Origin of the sequence: Streptomyces sp. NPDC101225 (genome assembly GCF_044767585.1) — a bacterium.
Taxonomy (GTDB): domain Bacteria; phylum Actinomycetota; class Actinomycetes; order Streptomycetales; family Streptomycetaceae; genus Streptomyces.
In genome coordinates, this window is sequence record NZ_JBIWOE010000032.1 from 103,561 (window position 1) to 111,928 (window position 8,368).

Below are 8,368 nucleotides of genomic sequence, written 5' to 3' on the forward strand. Positions count from 1 at the left end.
GTCATGGCATCTCCTTCGGCAGTCGGTGGTGGGCGGGTAGGGGTGGGCGTCAGCGGTCCGGGAAGGGGCGCCGGGGCAGTCGTGGGAGCTCGGCGGCGGCGCGGAGCATGGGCAGGACGGGGGTGCGCAGACCGATGGAGAGGTCTTCGTACGGCCGGGTCCTGCCGTCCAGGAAGCGCAGCAGCCGCGTCATGGGCACACGCGCGAACAGGCTGGAGAAGAAGGCGGGACCGTCCACCAGGCCGCTGTCGAGCGCGTGCAGGAGCACGGCGTCCATGGCGCGCGAGCGGGCCGAGTGGGGCGACGGCGGTACCGGCCGGCGTCCCTCCCGCAGCGCCGCGGCCACGGCCGCCGTCTGCCGCTGCACGCCCGCGAAGGTGTAGCCGGTCGAGGGCCGGGTGGCCCCTCCGGCCGTGCCGATACGGAAGACGGACGGCGCCGTCTGCCGCGCGAACGGGGCGTCGGTCATGGGGATGACACCGGTCTCGGTGCTGACGACCTCGACGTCCTTCAGGCCGAGCACGGCACCGGTGTAGTGGTCCAGTGCGGCGTCGTAGGCCTCCTTGGACAGCACGGCCGGGGAGAACTCCGTGTACTCGACCAGGGCCTGTCGGGAACCGGTCGGCAGCACGTAGCCGAAGGAGAGTCCCTTGGCGGGCTGCGGCGTGCGGAAGTCCATGAGGTCGGCCCGCGACGGGTCGAAGGCCGGCCGTTCGGTCCGGACGAACCAGCCCCGGAAGTGCTGGAGCAAGGTGGTCCGTCCCGCGGGCAGGCTGCCCGCGGGACGGGAGTCGAACACCCAGCGGGCCCGTACCGACCGGGCTCGTCCGTCCGCGGTACGGGCATGGACCACCGCGCCCTGCCGGAGGGCCTCCACGCCGTCGACCGTCGCCTCCATCCGCCGTACCCCTTCGTGCTGGGCGAGGTCGTGCGCGACGAGGAACTCGTAGTCCTCCGAGCGGATCATCTTGTAGCGCAGCGGCGAGATGTCGTCCTCGATCGGCCGTCCCGTCGGCGGACGCACGCGCAGGCGGCGCCAGGACGCGGTGACGGCGGCGTCGTAGCGGCCGCGGCCCGCTTCCCAGAAGCACCAGGTCCGCCGGGGAGGCCGCAGCGGGCCCGGCGGGGCGTCCACCAGGACCGCCGACAGCGGGCGGGCGCCGGGCACGGGACGGGACAGCCGGTGGGCCAGGGACAGCCCGGCCGCTCCCGCTCCGATGATGGCGACGTCCGCCTCCAGCACGCTCACCCACCCTTCCCGGGCCTCGTGCCCGCGCCGATGCCCGCCCGCCGAGAGCAGCCGGCGGGGCCCTGCTGCGGCCACCCGCCCGTTGTCACCCGTTCCTGGACACCCTTCGCGGTGCGGTACCCCTTCGGATGCAGTCGTCACGCGTGCCGGGACACGCAGCTGTGCGCCGCCGCCGAAGGGCCCCGCCCGGCAGCACGTCGTCACACCTGCCCGATCACGAACCCGCGCGCCACCGCCAGAAGGCCCGCCCGGCGGCGGTGCGCGGAGTCGCGCACGTCCCTGCCGCTTTTCGTACCGCGCCGCATCCGTCTCCGGGGCCCGGCCCGAACCAGGGGCGACCACATCAGCTCTGATCGCGAGGCACTCGATGACGGGACCCGGCACGAGCCCCACCGCGGCCAAAGGTCACCGCCCGGCACCCTGCCCGGGCGCGCAACCATCCCCCGAGCAGGGTTTCCCCCCGTTCACGCAGCGCCCTGCCGGGCAGCGGGACCCCGCAGGGTCGGGCCACCCGTACGGCACCGCGCCCGGCGCCCACCGGGCGCCTCCCGACGACGCCCGCGCCGTGGACGCGGACGTCGCGGGGGCCGTGCGCCGTGTGCTCTCCGCCGCGCTCGCCCGGCGGGTGAGCGCGGCGGAGGCCCTGGACCCCCTCTTCGCCCGGGACGTGGCCGCACGGGTCGCGGACTTCACGCGCGACGGCGGCAAACTGACCCGCTCCCGCTTCGTGTGGTGGGGGATGCGCGCCTGCGGCGGCGGCTCGTCGGTCACGGCGGCGACCCTTCGGATCGCCGCCGCCCTGGAGCTGATCCAGACCTGTGCCCTGGTGCACGACGACGTGATGGACGCGGCGCCGGTGCGCCGCGGTCGGCCCTCGCTGCACGCCGACGTCGCGGACCAGTACGCCGACCGGGTCGGCACGTCGCGCGGAGCGCGCCTCGGGCAGGCGGCCGCGATCCTGGCCGGCGACCTGGCGCTGGTGTGGGCCGACGACGTGGTGGCCGGCACCGATCTGCCCTCCGCCACCGCGCCGCGGGTCAGGGACCTGTGGAGCTCCATGCGCATGGAGATGGTGGCCGGGCAGTACCTGGACGTCCAGGGCGAGGCCACCTCGGCACGGTCCCTCACCCGCGCCGTCCGCGCCGCCTGCCTCAAGAGCGCCCTGTACTCCGTGGAGCGCCCGCTCTCCCTGGGGGCCGCGCTGGCCGGTGCCGCCCCCGGCACGACCCGGGCCCTGTCCTCGGTCGGCCGCAGCATCGGCCTCGCCTTCCAGCTGCGCGACGACCTCCTCGACGCCTTCGGCGACCCGCGCGAGACGGGCAAGCCCTCGGGCGGCGACATCCGCAGCGGCAAACCCACCTACCTGGCCGCCGTCGCCCAGGCGCGGGCCGAGAGCGCGGGCGACCGGCGCGCCCTGGCCGTCCTGCGCGACACGCTCGGCCGGGCCGACGCCTCCGAGGCCGAACTGGCCGGGGTCCGGGCCGTGTTCGAGGACACCGGCGCACGGGCCGCCGCCGAGACCAAGATCGGACGACTGGTGGACCAGGGCCTGCACCACCTCGACAGCGTCTCCCTCGCACCGCACGCCGGAAGCAGGCTGCGCGCGTTGCTGCGTGCGGCGGCCGGAACTTCCCCCGCAGCCGCGGCCGGTCCACCCCTCGACACCGTGGCCGCCGCGCCCACCGACCCCGCCGCGGTGTCCCTGCCGTCGGCCGCCGACGGTGACGGGGGAAGCCGATGACCCGCACCGTTCCCGGGCGCACCGACCACGTCGTGGTCGTCGGGGCCGGCCTGTCCGGGCTGGCTGCGGCTCTGCATCTGCTGGGCGCCGGACGCCGGGTCACCGTCGTGGAGCGCGACGGCTCACCCGGCGGGCGCGCCGGACGCCTGACGCGCCGTGGCTACCACATCGACACCGGCCCCACCGTGCTGACCATGCCTCACCTGGCCGACGAGGCCTTCGCCGCCGTCGGCGAGAGCCTGTCCGCACGGGTCGACCTCGTACCGCTGCACCCGGCGTACCGGGCGCAGTTCGCCGACGGAAGCCTGCTGGACGTCCACACCGACGCCGAGAAGATGGAGGCGGAGATCGAGAACTTCGCCGGAGCGCGCGAGGCAGCCGGTTACCGCAAGCTCCGTGTGTGGCTGGAAAGCCTGTACCGGGCCCAGATGCGGCACTTCATCGACGCCAACTTCGACTCCCCCGCGCAGCTGGTGGCCCCCGACCTCGCGCGGCTCGCCGCGCTCGGCGGCTTCGGAAGGCTGGACGCGCGCATCGGCCGCTTCCTGCACGACGAACGGCTGCGGCGGATCTTCTCCTTCCAGTCCCTGTACGCGGGCGTGGCGCCGGCCCGGGCGCTCGCCGCGTACGCCGTCATCGCCTACATGGACACCGTCGCGGGCGTCTTCTTCCCGCGCGGAGGCATGCACGCCCTGCCCCGGGCCATGGCGGACGCGGCCGAGGCGGCGGGAGCCGAGCTGCGCTTCTCGGAACCGGTGACCCGGCTGGAGCGTTCCGGCGACCGGGTCACGGCCGTCGTCACGGCGCACGGCCGCATTCCCTGCGACGCGGTGGTCCTCACACCCGATCTGCCCGTCGCCTACCGCCTGCTGGGCCATGCCCCCAGGCGCCCGGTGCCGCTGCGTTTCTCCCCCTCGGCCGTGATCCTGCACGCCGGTACCGACCGCACCTGGCCCTGGCTCGCCCACCACACCCTCTCCTTCGGCGCGGCATGGCGGAGCACGTTCCGTGAACTCACCGAAACCGGCCGCCTGATGAGCGACCCGTCCCTGCTCGTCACCCGCCCGACCACGACCGACCCCGCGCTCGCCCCGCCCGGCCGCCATCTGCACTACGTCCTCGCGCCCTGCCCCAACACCACGCTGGGCCCCAGCGCCACGGAATGGGGCGACCTGGCCCCCCGCTACCGGCACAGCCTCCTCGCCGAACTCGACCGACGCGGCCTCGACGGCATCGCGTCCGCCATCACGGAACAGTGCCTGGTCACCCCGGCCGACTGGCAGGCGCGGGGCCACGCGGCGGGCTCGCCCTTCTCCGCCGCCCACACCTTCACGCAGACCGGGCCGTTCCGGCCGCGCAACCTGCCGCGCGGGACGGTCAACGCCGTTCTCGCGGGCTGCGGCACCACGCCCGGCGTCGGCGTACCGACCGTCCTGCTGTCCGGCAAGCTGGCCGCGGCGCGGATCACGGGCGGCCCGCGCCCGCGGCGTACCGGCGCGCCGTCGCGCTCGCGCCACCTCCGGGAAAGGAGGCCGGCGTGAGCGCCCGCGAGCTCGACGCGGCGGGCATCACCGATCCGGAGCTGCGCCGGGCGTACGCGCGGTGCCGGCGGCTCAACGCCCGGCACGGCAAGACGTACTTCCTCGCCACCCGCCTGCTGCCGGTGCGGCGCAGGCCGGCCGTCCACGCGCTGTACGGATTCGCCCGCTGGGCCGACGACATCGTGGACACGCTCGACCCGACGACCGGCGCCCTGGAGCGTTCCGCCCGCCTCGCCCGGCTGCAACGGGACGTGCGGACAGGTCTGCGCGACGGGGTCAGCGCCGAGCCGGTGGTCCGCGCCCTGGCCGACACCGCCCGCCGGTACGCCATCGACCCACGGCACTTCACCGACTTCCTGACCGCGATGCGCGCCGACCTGGACGTCACCGACTACGCCACCTACACCGATCTGCGCCGCTACACCTACGGCTCGGCCGAGGTGATCGGCCTGGAGATGCTGCCGGTGCTCGGCACGGTGGTCCCGCGGGAGGAAGCGGCACCGCACGCCGCGGCCCTGGGCGTGGCCTTCCAGCTCACCAACTTCCTGCGGGACGTCGGCGAGGACCTGGACCGGGGCCGGGTCTATCTGCCCGCGGACCTGCTGGCCGCCCACGGCGTGGACCGCCAACTGCTGCGCTGGAGCCGGGAGTCCGCTCGCCCCGACCGCCGCATCACCTCCGCGCTGCGGGAGTTCGAGCACCTGACGCGCGCGCTCTACCGCGAGGCGGCCCCCGGCATCGCCCTGCTCGAACCGGTGTCACGCCCCTGCATCCGCACGGCGTGCGTCCTCTACGGCGGCATCCTGGACGCCGTCGCCGCGGACGGCTACCGCTCCGTGCAGCACCGCGCCGTGGTCCCGCGCCGCCGCCGCGCCGCGGTGGCGCTCGACGGCCTGACGCGCGTGGCCGCGGCCAGGCTCCGCGACCACATCCCCGTACGGCAGCGGGAGTCGGCGCCCGCCACGCCGGCGGAACCCCCGCTCCCGTCCGCCACCACGCCGATGCACCGGAGGCCCGCATGACACCTCTCCGGCGGTCCGGCCGCCACGCGCTCTCGCTGCGACGGCACCCGGTGCGCTGGGACGAGCAGCCCTCCACCTGGCGCCGGGCCCGGCCGGGCATCATCGCCGCGGCGCTGAAGCGGGCCCGGTCCCGTCCGTCCGGCAACTGGTACGTCGTCGGCGCGAGCCGTGACGTACGCGACGACCGCCCCCTTTCGGCGACGGTGGACGGGCACGAGATCGTGGTGTGGCGCACCGCGGACGGACGGCTGGTGGCGGGCCCCGGTGTCTGCCCGCACCTGGGGGCTCCCTTGGCCGAGGCTCCGGTCCGCTGCGGCACGCTCGTGTGCCACTGGCACGGACTGGCCCTGGACGGGGCGCCGTTCGCGGGCTGGGAGCCGGTGCCCGTGCACGAGGACGGCGTCCTGGTGTGGGTACGCCTGGACGCGGTGGGCGGTGAGCCTCCCCTCCGGGCGCCGGTCGTGCCGCCCCGCCCGCCGCTGACGCGCTCGGTCGCCGCCGTCCACCAGGGCGTGGGCCTCTGCGAACCCGAGGACGTCCTGGCCAACCGGCTGGATCCCTGGCACGGAGCCTGGTTCCATCCGTACTCCTTCGTGGACCTGACCGTCGTCCGCACCCCGGAGACGGTCGGGCCGGCGGAGCCGGACGACGACGGATTCACCGTCGACGTCTCCTTCAAGGTCGCCGGACGGCTCGTCGTCCCGGTGCGGGCGGTCTTCACCAGCCCCGAACCGCGCACCGTCGTCATGCGCATCACCGAGGGCGAGGGCCGCGGTTCGGTCGTCGAGACGCACGCCACCCCGCTCGGGGCGGACGGGTGGGGCCGTCCCCGCACCGCCGTGGTCGAAGCGGTCGTGGCCTCTTCCGAGCGTCCTGGATTCGCCGCGGCCCGCGCGGCGGCGCCGCTGCTGCGCCGGCTCATGGCCTCGGCGTCCGGACGCCTGTGGCGCGACGACCTGGCCTACGCGGAACGCCGGCGGCAGCTGCGCTCCACAGGCCGCTTCCCCGGCTGACCGTGCGGGGCGCCGACTGTTGAAGGGGCCGTTCGGGGGCAGTCGGAACAGGCATGCACCGGGGAGACGCCCCGGTCCGGTGGAGGGAGCCTGTCCGCGATGGGAACGGCCGTGCACGTCCCGCAGACCAGGGACATGATCGGGGAGGAGCTCTCCGGGGACGAGGCGCTCACCGCGCTGCGGCGCTACGGCGGCGTACGGCTGCTGACCGACTCCTTCGCCCGGTTCCGCTACGCCGACGGCTTCTCCCACGCGCGGGCCCTCGGATTCCAGATCGTGGTCGGCCTGGTGCCGTTGGCCCTCGCTCTCGTCGGCCTCGCCACGTCCGTGCACACCGACGCGGTGGGCCGGATCGTCGAGCGCTCCCTCGGCGACATCGTGCCCGGTGCCGGCGCCGGAGTGATCAAGGAGGCGTTCGCCCGCTCACGGCGGAGCGCGCACGGCGACGTCTGGAGCACCCTCGCCCTCTGGCTGGGCCTCGCCTTCGCCCTGCTCAACCTCGCCTCCGCGATGGGGCAGATCGAACGCGGCGCCAATCGCATCTACGGCATCGAGCGGGACCGCCCCTTCACGCACAAGTACGGCCGTGCGCTGCTGCTGGCGACGGCCGCCGGGCTGCCGATGGTGCTCGGGTTCGTGGTCCTCGTGGCCGGGGAGCCGGTCGGTGACGCCGTCGCCGCGGCTCTGGGCTCCTCCGGCGACACGGACCGCTGGTGGGCCGCGCTCGAGATCCCCCTCGGGCTGGCGCTGGCCTGGATCGCCTCCGCCGTGATCTTCCGGTGGTCCCCTCGCCGCAGGCAGCCGGGCTACACCTGGCTGGCCTTCGGCAGCGCCGTCCACCTCGTCCTGTGGGTCGTGGCGACCTGGCTGCTGGCGCTGTACGTCGGCAGGAGCGGCTCCTTCGGAGCGGTCTACGGGCCTCTCACCGCCTTCGTCGCCCTGATGCTGTGGGCCAACGTCACGGGCGTCGCCCTCTTCCTCGGCATCGCCTTCGCCGCCCAGCTGGAAGCGGCGCGCGCCGGGATCACGTCGGCGGTCGAGCAGGACCCCGGGGCGGGCGGCTGAGGCCGAGGTCCACCCGACCGACGGCACACGGGGCGGGCCGGCGAGCATGTCGCTGCGTCCGGTCGGGCGCGTCCGCGCCGTCGCGGTGTCGTGCTCCCCGTGGCGTGCGGACATCCGCTCCTGTCCGGCCATCCTCCGCGAGGACCCGAGCGGGCGGCGCAGCACTCCCTGGTGCCGCCTCAGGCAACGTTCGCCCTGGTGAGGAACCAAGCCAGCACAGCCACACCGGTGGGCAGCGCAACAAGGTAGCCGACGAGGATACCGACGCCCGGATCAGCCAGCGCAGGAAAGGCCCAGTTCACTGCTGCAGCCACGAGCAGTCTCACCGTTGCCAGCGCAAGGAGGGCGGCAACAACAGCAAGCCGACGCGGCGGGGCCGCCCCGCTGTACAACTCGGCCGCGGGCCCGATCGCGATCAGGCCCGTCACGAGGAGGACGGCATCAGTGTCGGGCAACCACCCGAAGGGCCACCCCACCAGAGCGACCACCCCGGAGACAGCGAGGCCGCCCAGTTCCAGCGCGACGGTGGCCACCACCGGGTGGTCCCACGAGGGGCGTCGGATCGAGCTGCTCCCACTGTCCTTCTCATCGGCCACGTCGTCAGAGTAGCCATCGACAGGGCGAACGTTGCCTGATGCGGCGCTAGGTTCTGTCTGGAGCTCGGATCACGATTCGGTGGATCGTCTGCGCACCGAGGCCCGGTCCTGATAGATCGTCAGTCATGGCGCGAGGCGATC

General features: G+C 74.7%; 7 protein-coding genes. 5 read left to right on the plus strand and 2 right to left on the minus strand.

The features are described from left to right. Nucleotides 1-49 precede the first annotated feature (49 nt). Nucleotides 50-1,243 (minus strand): lycopene cyclase family protein, encoded by a 1,194-nt coding sequence (locus ACIRPX_RS33710; RefSeq protein WP_404202407.1) that lies wholly within the window; start codon nucleotides 1,241-1,243, stop codon nucleotides 50-52. Nucleotides 1,244-1,814: 571 nt separating this feature from the next. Between ACIRPX_RS33710 and ACIRPX_RS33715 the strand changes: the two genes are divergently transcribed. The 5 genes from ACIRPX_RS33715 to ACIRPX_RS33735 all read left to right on the plus strand — a co-directional run bounded on the left by ACIRPX_RS33715 (nucleotide 1,815) and on the right by ACIRPX_RS33735 (nucleotide 7,631). After that, the gene (locus tag ACIRPX_RS33715) at nucleotides 1,815-2,990 is read left to right on the plus strand and encodes a polyprenyl synthetase family protein (RefSeq protein ID WP_404202391.1); all 1,176 of its coding nucleotides are present in this window, start codon (nucleotides 1,815-1,817) and stop codon (nucleotides 2,988-2,990) included. After that, nucleotides 2,987-4,531 carry a phytoene desaturase family protein gene (gene crtI, locus ACIRPX_RS33720; protein ID WP_404202394.1) on the plus strand — a complete coding sequence of 515 codons (1,545 nt, stop codon included), beginning with the start codon at nucleotides 2,987-2,989 and terminating at the stop codon, nucleotides 4,529-4,531. The genes ACIRPX_RS33715 and crtI overlap by 4 nt, the downstream gene beginning before the upstream one ends. Next, nucleotides 4,528-5,553, plus strand: a complete 1,026-nt coding sequence (locus ACIRPX_RS33725; protein ID WP_404202396.1) for a phytoene/squalene synthase family protein — start codon at nucleotides 4,528-4,530, stop codon at nucleotides 5,551-5,553. The genes crtI and ACIRPX_RS33725 overlap by 4 nt, the downstream gene beginning before the upstream one ends. Beyond that, entirely contained in the window at nucleotides 5,550-6,566 is a 1,017-nt protein-coding gene (locus ACIRPX_RS33730; RefSeq protein WP_404202398.1) for a DUF5914 domain-containing protein, read from the plus strand. Before ACIRPX_RS33725 ends, ACIRPX_RS33730 begins: the two co-directional genes overlap by 4 nt. Nucleotides 6,567-6,665: 99 nt before the next feature. After that, a complete protein-coding gene (locus tag ACIRPX_RS33735) occupies nucleotides 6,666-7,631 on the plus strand; it encodes a YihY/virulence factor BrkB family protein (RefSeq protein WP_404202400.1) in 966 nt (321 codons plus the stop codon). A gap of 179 nt (nucleotides 7,632-7,810) precedes the next feature. Here ACIRPX_RS33735 and ACIRPX_RS33740 read toward each other — a convergent pair whose 3' ends face one another. Continuing rightward, nucleotides 7,811-8,227, minus strand: coding sequence for a hypothetical protein (locus ACIRPX_RS33740; protein WP_404202402.1), 417 nt, complete (start codon nucleotides 8,225-8,227; stop codon nucleotides 7,811-7,813). Nucleotides 8,228-8,368: the final 141 nt, after the last annotated feature.

Bases quoted from the DNA above. Each gene is read 5' to 3' on its own strand.
- crtI (WP_404202394.1), top strand. From the start codon at position 2,987: ATGACCCGCACCGTTCCCGGGCGCACCGACCACGTCGTGGTCGTCGGG.
- ACIRPX_RS33730 (WP_404202398.1), top strand. From the start codon at position 5,550: ATGACACCTCTCCGGCGGTCCGGCCGCCACGCGCTCTCGCTGCGACGG.
- ACIRPX_RS33735 (WP_404202400.1), top strand. From the start codon at position 6,666: ATGGGAACGGCCGTGCACGTCCCGCAGACCAGGGACATGATCGGGGAG.